8 protein-coding genes and 1 pseudogene are annotated in these 20,104 nt (G+C 73.2%); 8 read left to right on the top strand and 1 reads right to left on the bottom strand.

Annotated elements, in window-relative coordinates; all coding sequences use genetic code 11:
- Positions 1-80: 80 nt before the first annotated feature.
- The 8 genes and pseudogenes from OG875_RS00810 (at position 81) to OG875_RS00775 (ending at position 19,251) form a co-directional block, all read left to right on the top strand.
- The gene (locus OG875_RS00810; protein ID WP_330172249.1) at positions 81-9,695 is read left to right on the top strand and encodes a non-ribosomal peptide synthetase/type I polyketide synthase; all 9,615 of its coding nucleotides are present in this window, start codon (positions 81-83) and stop codon (positions 9,693-9,695) included.
- Positions 9,685-11,496: pseudogene (locus OG875_RS00805) on the top strand (phytoene desaturase family protein); the annotation flags it as partial. The gene OG875_RS00810 and the pseudogene OG875_RS00805, both read left to right, overlap by 11 nt.
- 158 nt (positions 11,497-11,654) lie before the next feature.
- Entirely contained in the window at positions 11,655-13,454 is a 1,800-nt protein-coding gene (locus OG875_RS00800; protein ID WP_330172248.1) for a phytoene desaturase family protein, read from the top strand.
- On the top strand, positions 13,451-14,506 hold the full coding sequence (locus tag OG875_RS00795) for an MDR family NADP-dependent oxidoreductase (RefSeq protein WP_330172247.1): 1,056 nt from the start codon (positions 13,451-13,453) through the stop codon (positions 14,504-14,506). The genes OG875_RS00800 and OG875_RS00795 overlap by 4 nt, the downstream gene beginning before the upstream one ends.
- A 229-nt stretch (positions 14,507-14,735) precedes the next feature.
- Positions 14,736-15,878, top strand: a complete 1,143-nt coding sequence (locus OG875_RS00790; RefSeq protein ID WP_330177547.1) for a cytochrome P450 — start codon at positions 14,736-14,738, stop codon at positions 15,876-15,878.
- A 339-nt stretch (positions 15,879-16,217) separates the two neighbouring features.
- Positions 16,218-17,216 carry a LysR family transcriptional regulator gene (locus OG875_RS00785; RefSeq protein WP_330172246.1) on the top strand — a complete coding sequence of 333 codons (999 nt, stop codon included), beginning with the start codon at positions 16,218-16,220 and terminating at the stop codon, positions 17,214-17,216.
- 109 nt (positions 17,217-17,325) lie between these two features.
- On the top strand, positions 17,326-17,775 hold the full coding sequence (locus OG875_RS00780) for a hypothetical protein (protein ID WP_330172245.1): 450 nt from the start codon (positions 17,326-17,328) through the stop codon (positions 17,773-17,775).
- An 834-nt stretch (positions 17,776-18,609) separates the two neighbouring features.
- Positions 18,610-19,251, top strand: coding sequence for a DUF6629 family protein (locus OG875_RS00775; RefSeq protein ID WP_330172244.1), 642 nt, complete (start codon positions 18,610-18,612; stop codon positions 19,249-19,251).
- An 18-nt stretch (positions 19,252-19,269) separates the two neighbouring features.
- Here OG875_RS00775 and OG875_RS00770 read toward each other — a convergent pair whose 3' ends face one another.
- Positions 19,270-20,049, bottom strand: coding sequence for a class I SAM-dependent methyltransferase (locus OG875_RS00770; protein ID WP_330172243.1), 780 nt, complete (start codon positions 20,047-20,049; stop codon positions 19,270-19,272).
- Between the last annotated feature and the right edge of the window lie 55 nt (positions 20,050-20,104).

The raw sequence follows: 20,104 nt of genomic DNA, 5'->3' as shown, positions 1-20,104 counted from the left end.
CCGGGCCCTCCGACGGCCCCGCACCGCTGACTTTCGGCGCTGCCCACGGCAGCGCGCGACCACTTGAGGAGTGTGCGATCTTGGCTGGTGCGAACAACGACGCTTCGACGGGCAGAGTCGCGATCATCGGTATCGGCTGCCGTATGCCCGGCGGAGCCTCCGACCACCGGGCCTACTGGCGGAACCTGCTCGACGGCAAGGACTGCGTCACCCCCACACCGGCGGACCGCTACGACACCGGCACCCTCGCCAGCCGCCACCGGGACAAGCCCGGCCGGCTGGTGGGCGGCCGGGGCGGATACATCGACGGACCGGCCGAGTTCGAACCGGCCTTCTTCGGTATCAGCCCCCGCGAGGCCGACTCCATGGACCCGCAGCAGCGGAAACTGCTGGAGGTGGCCTGGGAGGCGCTGGAGGACGGCGGCCAGCGGCCGGCCGCGCTCGCGGGCAGCAACACCGCTGTCTACGTGGGCGCGTTCACCCTGGACTACAAGATCCTCCAGTTCGCCGATCTGAGCTTCGAGACACTCGCCGCCCACACGGCGACCGGCACCATGATGACGATGGTGTCGAACCGGATCTCGCACTGCTTCGACTTCCGCGGCCCCAGCCTCTCCGTCGACACCGCGTGCAGCTCCTCCCTGGTCGCCGTCCATCTGGCCTGCCAGAGCCTGCGCCGGGGAGAGAGCGATCTCGCGCTCGCGGGCGGCGTCCTGCTGCACATGGCCCCGCAGTACACCATCGCCGAGACCAAGGGCGGATTCCTGTCGCCCGGCGGGCACTCCCGTACCTTCGACGCCGCCGCCGACGGCTATGTCCGCGCCGAGGGCGTGGGTCTGGTCGCGCTGAAACGGCTGGAGGACGCGCTGGCCGACGGCGACCCGATCCACGCGGTGATCCTCGGCAGCGGCGTCAACCAGGACGGCCGTACCAACGGCATCACGGTCCCCAGCGGCGACGCCCAGGTCTCCCTCGTACGACAGGTGTGCGCCGAGGCGGGCATCACGCCCGGCGACCTCCAGTACATGGAGGCCCACGGCACCTCGACACCCGTCGGCGACCCGGTCGAGGCCAACGCGCTGGCCCGCGCGCTCGCCGTCGGACGCGCCCCCGGCGCCGCCTGCTACGTCGGGTCGGTGAAGGCCAACATCGGGCACACCGAGTCCGCCGCCGGGATCGCCGGGCTGATCAAGACCGCCCTCGCTCTCGAACACCGCCGTATCCCGCCCCACATCAACCTCGAAAGGATCAACCCCGCCATCGACCTCGCCGCCGCGCCCTACGAGATCCCCACCCGGGTGACCGACTGGCCCGCGCACGAGGGCCCCGCCCGCGCCGGCGTCAACTCCTTCGGCTTCGGCGGCACCAACGCCCATGTCGTCCTGGAGGAAGCCCCCGCACGCCCGCGCCCCGCCCCGGACCCGGTGCCCTTCGGCACCGCCCGCACCCAGGCGCGGAGCTGGAGCATCCTCCCGCTGACCGCCCGTCACCCCGACGCGCTCCCCGACCTCGCGGAGGGTGTCCGCCGCGAACTGGCGGGCGACAACGGGCCGGCCCCCGCGCTCGCCGACCTCGGCCACACCCTGGCGCACCGCCGCCAGCACCTGGAGTCGCGGCTCGCGGTCGTGTACGGGACGGGCGACCACGCACGGCACCTGCTCGACGAGCCGCTGGCCGCCTGCGCCCGCGGCGAGCAGCACCCCCGGGTGGTACGGGGCCGCCGGCTGGACCCGGCGGAGCGGCGTCTCGTCTGGGTCTTCACCGGGATGGGCCCCCAGTGGTGGGGGATGGGCCGGGGCCTGCTCGCCGAGGAGCCGGTGTTCCGCGACGTGATCACCGCGTGCGACCGGGAGATCCGCAAGATCGCCGACTGGTCGCTGCTGGACGAGATGGCCGCCGACGAGGACCACTCCCGGATGGCGGAGACCTGGCTGGCGCAGCCGGCGAACTTCGCCGTGCAGATCGGGCTGGCCGCCCTGTGGCGTTCGTACGGGGTGCGCCCCGACGCGATCGTCGGGCACAGCACCGGCGAGATCGCCGCGTTCCACGAGGCGGGCGTCTACTCACTCCAGGACGCCGTCGCCGTCGCCGTCCACCGCAGCCGCCTCCAGCACACCCTGACCGGCACCGGCACCATGCTCGCCGTCGGACTGTCCGAGGAGGAGGCCGAGCGACGGGTACGGCCCTACGCGGAGCTGATCTCCGTGGCCGCCGTCAACAGCCCCGCCTCCCTCACCCTGGCCGGGGACGAAGCGGCGCTGACCGCGCTCGCCGACGAACTGCGGGCGGAGCAGGTCTTCACCAAGTTCCTCGCCGTACACGTGCCGTACCACAGCGCGGCCATGGACCGGATCAAGGACGAACTGCTCACCTCACTCGCCGGCCTCGCGCCCCGCCCGGCCCTGCTGCCCCTCCAGCTCACCGGCCGGGAAGCGGTCGCCGACGGAACCGAACTGGACGCCGGCTACTGGTGGCGGAACGTCCGCGACCGGGTGCGCTTCCGGGCCGCCGTCGACCGGCTCGCCGCCGACGGCCACCGCCACTACCTGGAGATCGGCCCGCACCCGGTGCTGGGACACGCGATCCGCGAATGCCTGGAGGCCGCCGGACACACCGCAGTCACGCTCCCCTCCGTACGCCGCGACGAGGACGAGTCCGAGCGGTTCGCCCTGTCCCTGGCGACCCTGCACACCCTCGGCGCCGACCTCGCCTGGGACGTCCTCCAGCCCACCGGAGCACCCGTCACCCTGCCCCGCTACCCCTGGCGGCGCGACCGCCACTGGACGGAGCCGCGCGCCGTCGCCCAGATCAGACTCGGCCTGACCGACCACCCGTTGCTGGGCCGAAGAACCGACCACACCGAACCGACCTGGCAGTCGAAACTCGACACCGAGAGACTGCCCTACCTCGCCGACCACCGCATCCAGGACACCGTGGTCTTCCCCGCCGCCGGATATCTGGAGATGGCGGCCCAGGCCGTACGGGTCCTCACCGGCGGTACGACGGCGGCGCTGGCCGGCATCGACCTCCGCAAGGCGCTGTTCCTGGCCGAGGACGAGACCCGGACGGTCAACCTGTCGCTGTCCCTGGAGAACGGGGACTTCACCATCGCCTCCGTCACGGGCGCCCACGCCGAGCGGGCGGTGCACGCGAGCGGGGTCGTACGGACCGTACAACGCCCCTTCACCGGCCCCCCGCTGGACAGCGCCGCGATCAAGGACCGCTGCCCGCGCAGGCTCGACGCTCCCGCGTGCTACGCCGGGCTGGCCGCCCTGGGCTACCACTACGGGCCCGCGTTCCAGGCCGTCCAGGAGGTCTGGATCGGCGACGGCGAGGTCCTGGCGCGGATCGGCCCCCCGGAGGCGATCGGAGCCGGCACGGACGGCCACCACATCCACCCCGTGCTCCTCGACGCCTGCTTCCAGACCCTGCTGACCCCGGGGATCCCGGCACCGGACGACGGGTCCGCCGCCCCGCCCGCGCGGGACGGCGGTATCCGGATGCCGCTGTCGCTGGACGAGATGAACCTCGCCCCGGTCGGCGACCGGCCCCTGTGGGCGCACGGCACGGTCTCCCGCGACGACGGGAACGAACTGGTCGCCGATCTCGCCCTGTACGCCGTGGACGGCACCGCCCTCGGCCTGCTGCGCGGCTTCCGCGCGGCCGACGTCTCGAAGGCCGCCGGGTCCGTCTCCCTGAGCACCGTCGACTCCTGGCTCGCCGAACCCGCCTGGATCGACCGCCCCGCGGCGGCGGGCGAGGACACTCCCGCGCCCGGTGCCGACGGCCCCCGCGACTGGCTGGTCCTCGCGGACGGCACCGGCGTGGGGGACGCCTTCGCGGAACTGGTGACCGCGCGGGGCGACCGCTGCCGCACGGTCCGGGTGGGCGCCGCCTACCAACGGGAGCGGCGGGGAGGGGAGTTCACCGTCATACCGGACTCCGCCGACCACCTGGAAAGGGTCTTCACCGACCTGGACCGGCACGGCACCGCCCTCGACGGCACCGCTCTCAAGGGCGCGGCACTCAACGGCAGCGCCCCCGGCACCACCGCCCCCGGCGACAGCACCGCTCTCAACGGCAACACCCCCGCCGGTACGGTCTTCGACGGCACCGTCGTCCATCTGTGGAACCTCGACCTCCCGGACCTCGCCGCCTGCGCCCGCGACGACCTCGAACGGGCCACCGGCACCGGGACGTACTCCCTCGTCGCCCTCGCCCGGGTCCTCCTCGGCCGCCACGGCACCGGCGGACTCCATGTCGTCACCCGAGGCGCGCAGCCCGTCGATCCCGGGGAGCCGGTGGAACCGCTGGCGGCCCCCGCCTGGGGCGTCACCCGAGTCCTGCGCCACCAGGAACTCACCGGCCACCGGGGCAAGTTGATCGACCTCGACCCCGCCGGGGAACGGGACACGGCCGGCGTCCGCGCCGACGCCGAGGCCCTGCTGCGCGAGTTCCTGACCGACGACGAGGAGGAGATCGGCCTGCGCGGCGGGCGCCGCGCGACCAGCCGGCTGCTCCCCGCCGCGGGACTCACCGGACCCCTGCCGCTGCGGCTGCGCGCCGACGGCTGCTACCTGGTGACCGGCGCCTTCGGGGCACTGGGCCGCCTCCTGTGCCGGACCCTCGCCACCCACGGCGCCCGCCGGATCGTCCTGATGGGACGCACCCCGGTCCCCGCACGCGCCCGGTGGGCGACCACCGACCCCGCCACCCCCCAGGGCCGGGCCGTCGCCCTCCTCACCGAACTGGAGGCCCTCGGCGCCCAGCCGGTCCTGGCCCGCGTCGACATCACCGACGAGAAGGCCCTGACCGGCTGGCTCGACCACCGGCGCCGCGCCGGCGAGCCCCCCGTCCGGGGCGTGTTCCATCTGGCGGGCCAGGTCCGGGACACGCTGGTCGCCGACATGGACCGGCCGACCTTCGACGCGGTGCACGACCCCAAGACCGTGGGCGCGTACCTCCTGGACAAGCACCTGCGCGACCAGCCGCTCGACCACTTCGTCCTCTTCGCCTCCGTCGCCTCCCTGCTCACCACCGCCGGACAGACCAACTACGCGGCGGGCAACGCCTTCCTGGACGCGCTGGCCCACCGCCGCCGCGCCCAGGGCCTGCCCGCGCTGAGCCTGGACTGGGGGCCCTGGGCGACCGGAATGATCGAGGAACTGGGCCTGGTCGACCACTACCTCCACAGCCGGGGCATGAGCTCCCTCGCCCCGGAGTCCGGAATGAGCGTGCTGGAGCGCGTCATGGGCCAGGACCGCGCCCAGCTGCTCGTCGCCACGATCGTCGACTGGCCCACCTTCCTCGCCTGGTACGACACCCCGCCCCCGCTCGTCGCCGAACTGGCCGCCGCCGCACGGCAACAGACCACGGAGGGCCCCGGCAGCGGCGCCGGCGTCCTCGACTCGTTCCTCCACGTGTTCCGCGACGCCGACGAGACCCGCCGCCTGCGCCTGGTGACCGACCGGTTCACCGAACTCACCGCGACCGTCCTGCGTACGGCGCCCGCGGAGATCGACGTGTCGACCGGGCTCGGCGCGCTCGGGCTCGACTCGCTCCTCGCCATGGAACTGCGCGCCAAGGTCCAGGCCACACTCGGCGTCGCGCTGCCCGTCGTCTCCCTGCTGAGCGGCACCCCCGTCGGCGAACTCGCCGGTCAGGTCCACGACGGCCTGGTCGAACAGGTCGCCTCCGACACCCCGGGCGACGGCACGGCCCCGGCCGTGGAGGTGTTCACCGACGAACGGAGCCACCCCCTGACCCAGAACCAGAAGGCGCTCTGGTTCCTCAAGCAGCTCAACCCCGACGGATACGCGTACAACATCGGCGGCGCCGTGGAGGTCAGGGCCGCCCTCGACCCCGACCTGATGTTCGAGGCCGTACGCAGACTGATCGCCCGCCATCCGGCGCTGCGCACCACCTTCCACCTGGAGGACGGCCGGCCCGTGCAGCGCACCACGTCCGGCGCCGACCCCGACCTCGCCCTGTTCGACGTACGCGGCCAGGAGTGGGACGACATCGAGCGGACGATCATCGCGGAGTACCGCAGGCCCTACGACCTCGAACGGGACGCGCTGATCCGGTTCCGGCTGTTCCGGCGGGCCGAGGACCGGTGGATCATCATGAAGGCCGTCCACCACATCGTCTCCGACGCGATCTCCACCTTCACCTTCATCGAAGAACTGCTCGCCGTGTACGAGGCGCTGAAGCGGGGACGACAGCCCGCGCTCCCCCCGGTGGGCGCCCGCTACCTCGACTTCCTCAACCAGCAGAACGAGTTCCTCGCCGGCCCGGAGGCCGGGCGCATGCTCGACTACTGGCGCTCCCATCTGCCCGCCGAGGTCCCCCTCCTCGACCTGCCGGTCGACGCGCCCCGCCCCGCCGTACAGACACACAACGGCGCCTCCGAGTTCTTCGTCCTGGACGCCGAACTCAGCGCCCGGGTGCACGCGTTGGCGCGCGAACACCGCGTGACGCCGTTCATGGTCCTGCTCGGCGCCTACTACGTCCTGCTGCACCGCTACTCCGGGCAGGACCATGTCGTCGTCGGAAGCCCGGTGACCGGCCGCACCCAGCAGGAATTCGCCTCCGTCTACGGCTACTTCGTCAACCCGCTGCCGCTGCACGCGGACCTGTCCGGCGGCCCGTCCGTCGCGGACCTGCTGGAACAGGTCCGCAGGACCGTGCTGAACGGACTGGACAACCAGGAATACCCGTTCGTCCTGCTGGTGGAGGAGCTGGGGCTCCAGCACGACCCCAGCCGCTCGGCGGTGTTCCAGGCGATGTTCATCCTGCTCACCCACAAGGTGGCCACCGAGCAGTACGGCTACCGGCTGGAGTACATCGAACTGCCAGAGGAAGAGGGCCAGTTCGACCTCACCCTGTCCGTCTACGAGGAGGAGACCGAGGGCCGCTTCCACTGCGTCCTCAAGTACAACACCGACCTCTTCCTGCCCGAGACCGTCCGCCGGACGGCCGCGCACTACGTCCAGCTGCTCGACAGCATGACCCGGGCGCCGTCCGAACTGCCCACCCCGCGGCTGGCCATGCTCGCGGAAGAGGAGCGAGAGAGGCTGATCACCGACTGGAGCGGCGCCTCCCGCCCGCCGGACCTCGCACCACCGGCCCCCGAACCGGTGCGCCCCGTCCACCACTTGATCGCCGACACCGCCGCCGCGCGCCCCGACGCCCTCGCCGTCGTCGCGCCCTCCCCCCGGGGCGCCGCCACCCGGCTCACCTACGGACAGCTCGACTCGCGCGCCGACGTCCGGGCCCGCCGGCTGCGCCGTCTGGGCGTCAGGGAGGGCTCGGTCGTCGGCCTCTGCCTCGACAAGTCACCGGAGCTGATCGTCACCCTGCTCGCCGTCCTGAAGGCGGGCGGCGCCTACCTCCCGGTCCATCCCGACCAGCCCGCCGACCGGGTCGGCCAGGTCCTCGGTGACGCCGGGGCCGACCTCGTCATCGTCGACGACGCCCGCGTGCGCTGGGCCGACGGGCTGCCGGTCACCGTCCTGACCCTGGACACCCTGCGCACGACCGAGAACGGGACCGAGACCGGGAGCCGGACCCGCACCGGGGCCGAGTCCGCGACCGGGAGCCGGGGCCCGGCCCCGGAAGTCACGACGGACCCGGACTCCGCCGCGTATGTCATCAACACCTCCGGCTCCACCGGCCGCCCGAAGGCCGTACGGGTCAGCCACCGCTCCCTCGCCTCCGCCTACGACGCGTGGCTGCGCGCCTACCGGCTGGAGACCGACGCGCGTGTCCACCTCCAGATGGCCGAGCCCTCGTTCGACGTGTTCACCGGCGACCTGGTGCGGGCCCTGTGCTCGGGCGGCACCCTGGTACTGGCCGACCGCGACCTGGTCTTCGACATGGCGCGGCTGCACCGGGTGATGCGGGCGGAACGCGTCGACTGCGCGGAGTTCGTCCCCGCCGTCGTACGCGGACTGATGGACCACTGCGCGCGCGAGGGCGACCGGCTCGACTTCATGCGCCTGGTGATCGTGGGCTCCGACGCGTGGAAGGTCGCCGAGTACCGGCGGCTGCGCGGCCTCTGCGGCCCGGAGACCCGTGTGATCAACTCCTACGGCGTCACCGAGGCGACCATCGACAGCGCCTTCTTCGAAGACCCCGCCGACGACCTGGAACCCGGCCTGATGGTGCCCATCGGCCGCCCCCTGCCCGGCAGCACCCTCCACATCCTCGACGCGCACGGCGAACCGGTGCCGCCCGGCGTACCGGGCGAGCTGTGGATCGGCGGCCGGGGCCTGGCCCTCGGCTACGCGGGGGACCCCGAGCAGACCGCGCGGCGCTTCGTGACCCGCGTCCTGAGCCGGACACCGGGCGCCCCGCCCGTACGCCTCTACCGCACCGGGGACGTGGCCCGCTGGGACACCCACGGCCGGGTCCATCTCCTCGGCCGCAGCGACCACCAGGTCAAACTGCGCGGCCACCGCATCGAGATCGGCGAGATCGAGTCCCACCTCGCCGACTGGCCCGGACTGGCCCGGGTGGTCGTCACCGTCCGCCCCGACGCCGCCGGAGAACCCACCCTCTGCGCCTACTGCGTCGCCGAGCCCGGCGCGACACTCGACCGGCGCGCCCTGCGCCGCCGGCTCGCCGGCGCCCTGCCCTCGTACATGGTGCCCTCCCACCTCGCCGAACTGCCCGAACTTCCCCTCACCGCCCACGGAAAGGTCGACGTCGCCGCGCTGCCGGTGCCGCACCACGACGACCGGCAACAGGCCCACGAACCCCCGGTCACCCTCTACGAGACCGGCATGGCCCGGCACTGGGAGGCACTCCTCGGCCTCGAACGGGCCGGGCTCGGCGACGACTTCTTCGAGTCCGGCGGCAGCTCGATCAAACTGATCGAACTCCTCCACCACCTGCGGACCGAGTTCGGCGTCAGTGTCCCCGTCAGCAGGCTCTACCGGGTCACCACCCTGCACGGAATGGCCGCCGCCGTCGAGGAGTTGGTCACCGGCGCGACTGCCGAGGACGTGCCCGCACTGACGTTCAACCCCGGCCAGGGCGGCCCCGTCTTCTGCTTCCCCCCGGCGGGCGGCCACGGCCTCGTCTACCGCGGCCTCGCGGCCCAGCTCCCGCGCCACCGGATCATCGCCTTCAACTACCTGCCGGGCGACGACAAGGTCGCCCGGTACGCCGACCTCGTGGAGACCGCCGCACCCGGGGGCGCGTGCCGGCTCCTCGGCTACTCACTCGGCGGCAACCTCGCCTTCGAGGTCGCCAAGGAACTGGAGGCACGCGGACGCCTGGTCAGCCATGTGGTCGTGCTGGACTCCCTGCGCGTCATGGAGGCGTACGAACCGGGCGACGACGGCGTCACCGCCTTCGAGGCCGAACTGGGCCGCCACCTCCACAAGCACACCGGGTCGGAGATCGTCACCCGCACCGCACTCGAACACGCCGCCGAATACCTGCGGTTCTGCGGCCGGACCCCCAACACCGGGACCGTGGACGCCGCGGTGGGGGTCGTCACCGACGAGGACAACGCCGGCCTCCACACCGCCGACGCCCCCGGCACCTGGCACGGCAGCTCCACCGACGCCACACGCGTCCTGCGCGGCTCCGGCATCCACGCCGACATGCTCGACCCCGCCCACCTGCCCCGCAACGCCGCACTCGTGCGCGCCCTCCTGACGGGCGAGGCGGACCATGCCGGATGAACGGACGGAGCCTTCCGAACGGATCGCGCCGGACGGGCGGACGGCGCCTCCCGAACTGACGACCCCTCCCGAACCGACGACGCCCCAGGGGCGGACCGGGCCCGTCCGCCGGGCCCCGGCCACACGACGGACCGCCCCCGACCCGGCGGAGCCCGACTGGTCCACACGCGAACGGGCACCCGGCGCCGCGCCCCGTGTCATCGTCATCGGCGCGGGCGTCGCCGGACTCTCCACCGGCTGCTACGCCCAGATGAGCGGGATGCGCACCCGTATCTTCGAGAAACACGTACTCCCCGGCGGCTGCTGCACCGCCTGGTCACGCGACGGCTACCTCTTCGACTACTGCATCGAATGGCTGATCGGCACGGCGGCCGGCAACGACGCGAACCAGGTCTGGCGTGAACTCGGCGCCCTCGACGGCAAGACGATCACCAACTTCGAACTCTTCAACAAGGTCGTCGACGAGACCGGCCGCTCGGTCACCTTCTACAACGACCCGGACCGGCTGGAGGAACACCTCCTGCGCGTCTCACCCGCAGACGCCCGGCTGATCCGCTCCTTCTGCCGGGACCTGCGGCGGTTCACGGCCATCGACCTCCATCCGTTCCTGACGGCGCCCGCGCTGCGGACCGTACGGGAGAGGGCGGCGACGCTCCGCACCGTACTGCCCGCGTTCCGCCTCTTCTGGCGCACCGCCGCGACCCCGATGCACACCTTCGCCGACCGGTTCGAGGACCCGCTGCTGCGCCGCGCGTTCCGCAACATCTTCTTCCAGGACCCGGAGGGCTTCCCGCTGCTCCCGTACCTCTACAACATGGCCTGCGCCCACCACGGCAACGCGGGCTTCCCCCAAGGGGGTTCACTCGGTCTCGCCCGCTCGGTCGAGGAGCGCTACACCTCGCTCGGCGGTACGGTCATCTACCGCGCCCGCACCGAGAAGGTGCTGGTCGAGAACGACCGGGCCGTCGGGATCGAACTGCGCGGCGGGCGGCGGTTCTACGCCGACCACGTCGTCTCGGCCTGCGACGGACACACCACGGTCCACGGCCTCCTGGGCGGCCGGTACACCGGCCCCCGCATCGACAAGCTCTACGACGACCTGCTGGAACGCCCCGGAACCCTCTTCCCCGCCGTGGTCTCCGCCTTCGTCGGCATCCGGGGCGAACTCCCCGCCCACGACGCCCACAGCACGACGTATCTGCTGCCCGCCGAGGAAGGGCGCGGGCTGCCCGGCGCGCTCCAGAACAGCCTCGTCGTGCAGTTGCGCTCCCGCTACTCCGACGGATTCGCGCCGCCCGGCAAGTCGGTCGTCCACTGCACCTACTTCAGCGACTACGCCTACTGGAAGCGGCTGCGCCTCGCCGACCGCGGGGAGTACCGGGCCCGCAAGCGCGAAGTCGCCCTGTTCGTACGGCGCTTCCTGGACAGGCTGTGGCCGGGCACCGACGAGCGGATCGAGCTGGTGGACGTCGCCTCGCCCGCGACGACCCACCGCTACACCGGCAACCACCACGGTTCGATCCTGGCCTGGAAGGCGTTCTCCGAGGCCGACGACATCGCCGCCGCCCTCGTCGGCAAGGACCGCATGCGGCTGCCCGGACTGAGCGGGTTCTCCATGGCCGGACAGTGGATCGGGATGGGCGGCCTGATCCGCGCCGCGTCCACCGGCCGGTTCGCCGTCCAGTACCTGTGCGAGGAACTGGGCGTCCCGTTCCGGGCCTGGGAGAGCACCGGGACGGAGCCGTGGCACAGCGGCAAGCTGGGCCGGCTGCCCCAGCTCGACCGGTGGTACTCCCGGGAGGACCCCACGTCCCGCGAAGACCCCACCCACCACCCCACGCCCCGGAAGACCCCGGTGTCCCAGGAGGACCCCGCTTCCCCGGAGGACACAGACGCGTGAGCAAGCGGCAACGTGTGACGTCGGAGCGGCGGCGTGTGACGACGGAGGAGAGCGAGTTCATGGCACGTTCGGTACGTCCGGCCCGCCCGCCCCGTGCGCCCGGTCCGACGCGCGGCAGGGAAACGATGATCATCATCGGTGCGGGGCTCGGTGGTCTCTCCACCGGCTGCTACGCGCAGATGAACGGCTACCGCACCCAGGTACTGGAGATGCACGAGATCCCCGGCGGCTGCTGCACCGCCTGGAAACGCGGCGACTTCACCCTCGACGCGTGCGTGAGCTGGATGCTCGGCAGCGGCCCCGGCAACGAGATGCACCAGATCTGGCTCGAACTCGGCGCGCTCCAGGGCAAGGAGGTCCGCCACTTCGACGTGTTCAACATCGTGCGGGGACAGGACGGCCGGGCCGTCCACTTCTACTCCGACCCGGACCGGCTCCAGGCCCATCTCACCGAACTCTCGCCCGCCGACGCCAAACAGATCAGGGAGTTCTGCCGACGGCTGCGCTCCTTCCGCAAGGCGCTGGCCGTCTACCCCTTCCTCAAACCGGTCGGACTGATGGGACGCACGGAGCGCTGGCGGATGCTGGCCTCCTTCACCCCGTACGTCAACGCCGTCCGCACCACCATCTCGGTGCTGATGTCCGACTACGCGGCCCGGTTCCAGGACCCCCTGCTGCGCGAGGCGTTCAACTTCGTCCTGTACGAGAAGCACCCGGGGTTCCCCGTACTGCCGACGCACTTCCAGCTCGCCTCGCACGCCAACCTCTCCGCCGGGGTGCCCGAGGGCGGCTCGCTCGGACTCGCGGAGTCGATCGAGCGCCGCTACCGACGGCTCGGCGGCCGGGTCGCGTACAACACCAAGGTCGAGGAGGTGCTCGTCGAGGACGACCGGGCGGTCGGCGTACGACTCAGCGACGGGCGCCGACTGCGCGCGGACATCGTCGTGTCGGCCTGCGACGGACCCACCACCATGATGAAACTCCTCGGCGGGCGCTACCTCGATGACGAGTACCGGCGCCTCTACACCCGGACCATCAACGAACCGGGCATGGTGTTCCCCGGCTACTTCACGCTCTTCCTCGGGCTCAACCGGCCCTTCCCCGAGGGCGAACCGTGCACGACATACCTGCTCGGCGAGACGGAGGCGGCGGAGCTGACCGGCATCCGCCACCGGAGCATCAACGTCCAGTTCCGCAGCCGCCACTACCCGGAGCTCTCCCCGCGCGGAACGAGCGTCGTCTACGCCACGTACTTCTGCGACATCGCCCCCTGGCGCGCGCTGGACGAGGGCCCCGAGCAGATCACCCGGGCGCGCGGCGGGCAGGAGCTGCACACCCTTCCGGTACGCCACGGGCGCGGCTACTACCTGGCCAAACGCCGGGCGCGCACGGCGCTCGTGCGCTTCCTGGAGGAGCGCTACCCGGGAATCGAGGACGCCATCGTGGTCCGCGACGTGTCCAGCCCGCTCACCCAGGTCCGCTACACCGGCAACCACGACGGCACGGTGCTGGGCTGGCAGCCGTTCGTGGAGAGCGGCGAGACCCTGGAGAAGCTGGTCAAGAAACACGGTCCCGGGCTGCCGGGGCTGGCGAACTTCTACCAGTCCGGCGTGTGGGCGACCACCGGCGGGCTGATCCGCGCCGCCGCCGCCGGCCGCCATGTCATGCAGTTCGTCTGCCGGGACGACGGCAGGGAGTTCACCGCCTCCCTCGACGAGTCCGGGCCGCCGCCGACCCACCGCGTGATCCCGGTCGTCCCGGGCCCCGACACCCCCGTCACGCCCGACATCCCCGTCACGCCCGGAATCCCCGGCACCACGCGCCCGGCGACCACCGGCGCCGAGAAAGGGCCGAAGTGAAGATCAAGAAATGGGTGGTCCGCGCCCACGTCGAGGGCACCCCCGACGTCGACCGGATCTACGAGAAGGTGGTCGAGGACATCCGGGTGAACCTCGCCCCCGACGAGATGCTGCTCAAGACCCGGTACGTGTCGGTCGACCCGTACCTCCAGGGCATCGCCCTGGACACCCCCCTCGGCGACCACATGGGCGCCGACTCGATCATGGAGGTGCTGGACGCCGGCCCGCGCGCCGCCCACCGGCCGGGCGACCTGGTCCAGGGCTTCGGCGGCTGGCGCTCCCACGTGATCGCCAACGGCGCGGAACGACTGTGGCAGACGGGGACGTTCCCGATGGTGTTCCCGGCCTACCGCGGGCTCGATCCGGGGTGGTACGACGACGCGCTGCCCCTCGCGTCCGCGCTCAGCTCCATGGGCGGCCCCGGCATGACGGCCTGGGGCACACTCACCACCTTCCTTGACGTCGGTCCGGGGGACACCCTCGTCATCAGCGGCGCCTCCGGAGCCGTCGGGACCCTGGTGGGCCAGCTGGCCTCGCTCGCCGGCGCCCGCGTGGTCGGTACGACATCGAGCCCGCGCAAGGCCGACCGGCTGCGCGGACTGGGATTCGACGCGGTCGTCGTCTACCGGCAGGGCGACAGCGTCTCGCGCGTCCGCGACGCGCTCGGGCGGGCCGCCCCCGACGGTGTCGACCGCTACTTCGACAACCTCGGCGGCGCCGTCACGGACGCCGTCTTCACCATGCTCAACGTCGGCAGCCGGGTCGCCGTGTGCTGGCAGTGGGCGACCCAGGTGGGGCGCGACGCGGTCGGGCCCCGGCTCCTGCCGTACCTCATGTTCCCGCGCGCGACCGTCCGGGGGATCTTCTCGCTGGAGTGGTTCACCGAGGAGAAGTGGCAGGCGCTCCACACCGAACTGGGCGGCCGGGTCCGGCGCGGCGAGGTCGTCTGCGACCACACCCTCCATCACGGCTTCGACCGCATCCCGGCCGCGTACGGGAGCCTCTACCACGACCGCGAGGCCAACCTCGGCAAGGTGCTGGTCGAGCTGTGACCGCTGCCACGCCGCGGTCACGGCGTTCCCTGCCTTCCCTGCCCTCCCCGCGCTGGCCGGACTCGCCGCGCTCGCCGCGTTCTCCGCAGGCCGGCCGGCCGTGCCCGGCCCCGAACGATCCGTCACCGACCCGTCCCGGTCGGCACCGCAGGAACAGCCAGGAGGAACCGTGACCGCCCCAGCCGTCGACGGCGCAGCCCCGGAGTCACCGCTGGCCCCGCTGCATCGCATGACGTTCGACACGCCCGGCCCGCCCTGCCCGGTCACCCTGCCCGACGGCTCACCCGCCTGGCTGGTGAGCCGGTACGCCGACGTACGGCAGGTCCTCGGCGACAGCGGGATCGGCCGCGCCGAGCTGTACGCGGCGGACGGACCACCCATGTCGGAGGTGCCCGGACTGGTCAACGACCCCGACCTGATGTTCAACCAGGACGGACCCGCCCATCTGGCCCTGCGCCGCACCATGCGCCGTGCGTTCACCCCGAGGGCCGTGGCCCGCTGGCGGCCGTGGGTGGCGTCCATGGTGACGGAACTGCTGGACGAACTCGCCCGCCGCCGGGGCACGGTGGACATCGTCGCCCACTTCACCCGCCCGCTGCCGGTGAACGTGATCAGCCGGCTGATGGGCCTCGACGACTCCGCGCGCGAGCGGCTGCGCCACTGGAGCACGCACGCCTTCTCGGACGGCTCGGGGCCGGCCGACGAAGTGAAGGCGGCCCTGGCCGAGTTCTCCGCGTTCGGCGCCGAACTGCTGGCGGTACGGCGCCGGGCCCCGGGGGACGACCTGGTCAGCGGCCTGGTCGCCGCCGCCGACGAGGAGGGTGGCATTCCCGAACCCCAACTTGTCAGTCTGGTCTGCGGGTTGGTGGTAGGTGGTCACGACAGCACCATGACGATGCTCGGCAACTCGCTGCTCTACCTGCTCGGCGAGCGACCGGAGTGCTGGCCGGGCCTCGCGGCCGGCGAGGAAGCGGCGGGCGCGCTCGCGGACCGGCTGTTGCACCTGATCCCGCTCGGCGACGACCGGGGGAGCACCCGGCGCGCCTCCCGGGACGTGGAGGTGGGCGGCGTGGTGATTCCGTCGGGCGCGGTGATCGTCGCCGACTGCGGCATGGCCAACCGCGACCCGGCGGTCTTCCGGGCCCACCAGGACGCCGACCTGTTCGCCCCCCTGGAGGCCCCCACCCTGTCGTTCGGCGCCGGTCCCCACTACTGCCTGGGCGCCTGGCTGGCCCGGCTCGAACTGACCCTGGCGCTCCACCATCTGGCGGCCCGGTTCCCCCGCCTCCGCCTGGCGACACCCCCCGAGGAGGTCCCCTGGCGCCTGGGCACCACGTCCCGCAGCCCGGCCCGGCTGCCGGTGACCTGGTAACGGCCCCGGACGCCGCGCGACCCGCCGTACCGGCCCGATCGACGCCTGCCCGATGGATGCCTGCCCGATCGATGCCGTCCGGTGTCTTCGCCCGTCGGCGAAGGCACCGGACGGCGATCCGGAACGGCGCGCGTGGCGCGCCGAACCCGTGGGCAGCCTTCCCCCGACGGGCGCGAAGCCGCGCCGTCCCGGTTTCCGCCACCCGGAGCACTCCCCAGCGGCACGGCGCGTGCACGGGCGCGTGCTCCGGCGCGTGTGCCCCCGGCGTATGCGACGGCGCCGCCGGTGGTCCGTACCTGGCCCTTGCCCGCGCTCCCGACCGCCCTTCAAGCTCGTTTCATGGAGCTGGAGTTGCGGCATCTCAAGACCATTCGTGCCATTGCCGACGCGGGCAGCCTCACCAAGGCCGCGTCGGCTCTCGGCGTCGCCCAGCCGGCCCTCAGCGCACAGCTGAAACGGATCGAGAACGCCCTGGGCGGGAGGCTGTTCGACCGGGGACAGCGGGGCGTCCGTACGACACCGCTCGGCGAACTCGTCCTCGCCCGCGCCCGGAACGTGCTGCCCGCGGTGAGCGAACTCCAGCGGGACGCCGTCCGGTTCGCCCGCACCCTGGAGGAGACCGACCGGCTGAGACTCGGCGGTACCCACGGCCCGCTGCTGGGCGGACTCGTCGAACGGCTCGGCGCCTCCCACCCCGCCATGCCCGTCACCACCTACACCTCCTGGTCCGAGGGGGAGATCGCCGACTCCGTCACCGAGGGCCGGATCGACTACGCCCTGATCGGATGCTGCGGAGCAGCCCGCCCGCCGGCCGGTGAACGGCTGGAGTGGCGCGAGATCGCCAGCGACCCGGTCTTCGTCATGCTCACGGCCGACCACCCCCTGGCCGACCGTACGGAGATCGGCCTCGCCGAGCTCGCCAACGAGTCGTGGACCGACGTACCCGGCGACGGCTGCTTCCACGACTGCTTCACCACCGCCTGCGCCCACGCCGGTTTCACCCCCGCGAGGGTGTACGAGACGGACACCGCCTCCAGCGTCCATCTCGTCCAGGCGGGCCGCGCGGTCGGACTCTGCCGCGCGACCTTCCCCAACACCGCCGGACTGGTGACCCGCCCACTGGCCGGCACCCCGCTCCGCTGGCGGCATCTGCTCGGCTGGCACTCGGCGGCCCGCACCGCCGACGGCGCGCCCGCCTTCTTCGAACTGGCCCGCGCCGCCCACGCCGAGGCGGCGGAGGGCAACGACAGCTACGCCGACTGGCTGCACGGCGGGAGCGGCCCCCTCGCCGCCCTGCCGCCGGGCGACTTCCACCACCACTCCGTACGCGTCTCCTGACCTCCGGCACCCGCCGGGACCGGCCACGACACCGGCACCGGGCACGGACATCCACCTGCCGGCCGGCACTCCGCTGTTTCGGGCCGTGCCGAGCGGCAACACGCATCCCATGAATGAGGAGAGCGAAGCCAACAGGAACGTGAACGGCACGGCGGCGAGCGTCGGCGCGCACATCGAGTCCGCGGCCGCGAAGGGGCGGCAGACCACGGGCGGCGCCGTGACCCGTGTCCGGACGAACTCGGTGCTCGCAGCCTCGAAGGCCAAGGACTCCGCGCGGGCGGCCGAGAAGTCCGCCGAGGCGGGCGTACGGTCGGCCGGCGAGGCGACCAAGCGCGTCGCGACCGCCGGCTGGGCGAACGGCCGTCAGGCCGTCGCCTCGACGGCGGGCAAGGCGGCCACCAAGGCCGGTGTCGTCTGGACCGTCGTCAAGCACCGCAAGGCCGTCGCGGCGGGAGCCGCCGCCGGCGTCGGCGCCCTGACCGGGGGCGCCTTCGCCCTCGGCCGACGGGCGGCCAGGCCGCGCGGCCCCCTGTCCCGCCTGACCAAGGGCCGCATCTGACGGCACCGCACCAACCAGCCCCACCCCTGAGGGCCGACGGACACCCGTCGGCCCTCAGGGCGTTCCGGGCGGGGGAGCCCGGCCGGCCCGTGCCCGCCGCGCGCTGCCGCCCTTGCGGCGCGTCCGGGACCGGTCCGCTCGTGCGGCCCGTCCCGTCGCGTGCGGGGCCGGTCCGCCCGCCGGAGCGCACGTACCGGTCGGTGCGGGTCCCCGCCGGGCACGGGCCGTACGTGACGGCGTCGGCTGTGCGGGGCACACACCCCACCGGCTCCGCCGGACCTGCCCGGAACGCAAACGCACTTGGTGCCACGTATCCTGCCGGGGTGCACCTTCCGCTCGACGCGGACCCCCGGCCTGCGCGCACCGCAGTCGGCGGCGTCGGCGCTGTGCGGGGCACACACTCATGCCCGGCGCCGCGCGACCAGCAGGAGCGCACCTACGTTCGCCGCTGGTCCACACTCGGCGCGCACCGCAGTCGGCGGCGTCGGCCCCGCCGGGCACGCACCGGCACCGCCGGGCGCGCACCGTCTCGGCGCCGAGGCGTTCCGCCGGGGCGCACCATACCGGCTCTGCGGCGCTCGCCGGAGCGCACCTACTGTTCGCCGCAGGTACCCGCCGGGCGCGCACCGTTCGCTGCGAGTCCCACCCGGCGCGCACGGTACTTGGCGACGCCGGCCCCGCCGGGCACGCACCGGCACCGCCGGAAGGCACACCCGCACCCGCACTCGCCCCCGGCGTCCCGCGTCCCGCCCGGACGCCCCTCGGGGCCGTAGCATCGGGACCGCTCTGCGGTGATCACGTACTCACCGTCCCTCCCGGTCCCAGGATGACGCGATGTGCTGGAGCGCGACCGCCGACCTTGCCGCGGGTGTCTGTGTCGGCGCGATCGGGGTGGTGTGTGTCGCCCGCGTGGGCCGTACCGGGGCCGCCCGGGATCTGCCGCTCGCCGCTCTGCCCCTGCTCCTCGGCGCCCACCAGATCGTCGAGTCCGTCGTCTGGGACGCGGGTGGTGGCGCGGGGCCCGCCACCATCGTGTGGGCCGTCATCGCGTTGCCGCTGCTGGCTCTCTGGGTGCCCCTGGCCGTGCTGTCGGCCGCGCCGGCCGGCCCGCGCCGAAGGGTGCTCGTCCTGCCCGTCGCCCTCGGTGTCGCGGTCGCCGCCGTGCTCGCCCACTCCCTCGCCACCCGGACCGTGACGGCCGACATCCGGGGGCACACCATCGGCTACGCCGTCCACCTGCCGTCGCCCGCCCTCGTCGTGGCCGGGTACCTGCTGGCGACCGTCGGGGCGCTGCTGCTCTCCGGCGACCGTACGGTGCGGCTGCTGGGCGTCCTGGTCGCGGTCGGGGCGGTCGTCTGCGCGGTGATCTGGCGGCTGGCGTTCGTCTCGACCTGGTGCGCCTTCGCCGCGCTCGCCTCGGTCGTCGTCCTCGGCTGGGCCTGGCGGCGTACCCCGGCGCCCCGGCCGGCCGCCTGACGACCCGGCGGCCACGGCTCACGGCCTGCGCGCGACCACCATGCGGCAGCGCGGCCCGCCGTCCGGCAGCCGCCCCAGGCCGTCGAGCGCGACGAGCTCCACCTCGAAGCCCGCACGCGTCAGGTCGTCCACCACGTCGCCGAGCCGGAACGTGCGGTAGTACATGACGAAGGGCGGGCGCCGCACGGCGTTGCGCGCCCGCATCACCGCGTCGAAGCCCCAGAGCGTCCAGTAGAGCCGCGATCCGACGCGCGGCGGCGCGGGCACCGGGAAGGCGAAGACACCGCCGGGCCGCAGGACTTGACGCACCTGGGTGAAGAGTCCCGGCCGTTCCGACGGCAGGAAGTGCCCGAACGCCCCGAAGCTCACGGCCACGTCGAAGGCGGCCCGGAACGGCAGGGCGCGGGCGTCGGCCCGCACGAGATCGACCGCCGGTCCTCCCGTAGGGCCCTCGCCGGGACCGCGACCGGTCCAACCGTCCCCGCCCGCCGACTCCTTCGGCAGCACGGCGGACCTGGCGGTGGCGAGCATGCCCGCGCTGAAGTCGACACCGGTGACCCGCTCGGCACACACCTCGCGCAGCACGTCCAGACCGGCGCCGGTGCCGCAGCAGATGTCCAGCCCCGCGCGGAACGGGCCGAGCGGACCGAGGGCGTCCGTCACCGCGTCCAGCACCGGGTCCGGGGTACGGAACGGGGTCAGGTCGAACTTGGGGGCGAGCAGATCGTAGCCGCGCTCGGTCGACGAGAGCGCCTGGGCGGTCAGTTCGCGAAAGGTGGGGCCCTGTGGGGTGAACATCACCGTCAGCCTACCGACCGTTCCGACACCTGCGGCGGGGAGGGGACATTCGCGG

The organism is Streptomyces sp. NBC_01498, from assembly GCF_036327775.1.
GTDB lineage: Bacteria > Actinomycetota > Actinomycetes > Streptomycetales > Streptomycetaceae > Streptomyces.
The sequence above is the reverse complement of the archived record's forward strand: the minus strand, read 5'-3'. Positions and strand labels throughout refer to the sequence as shown.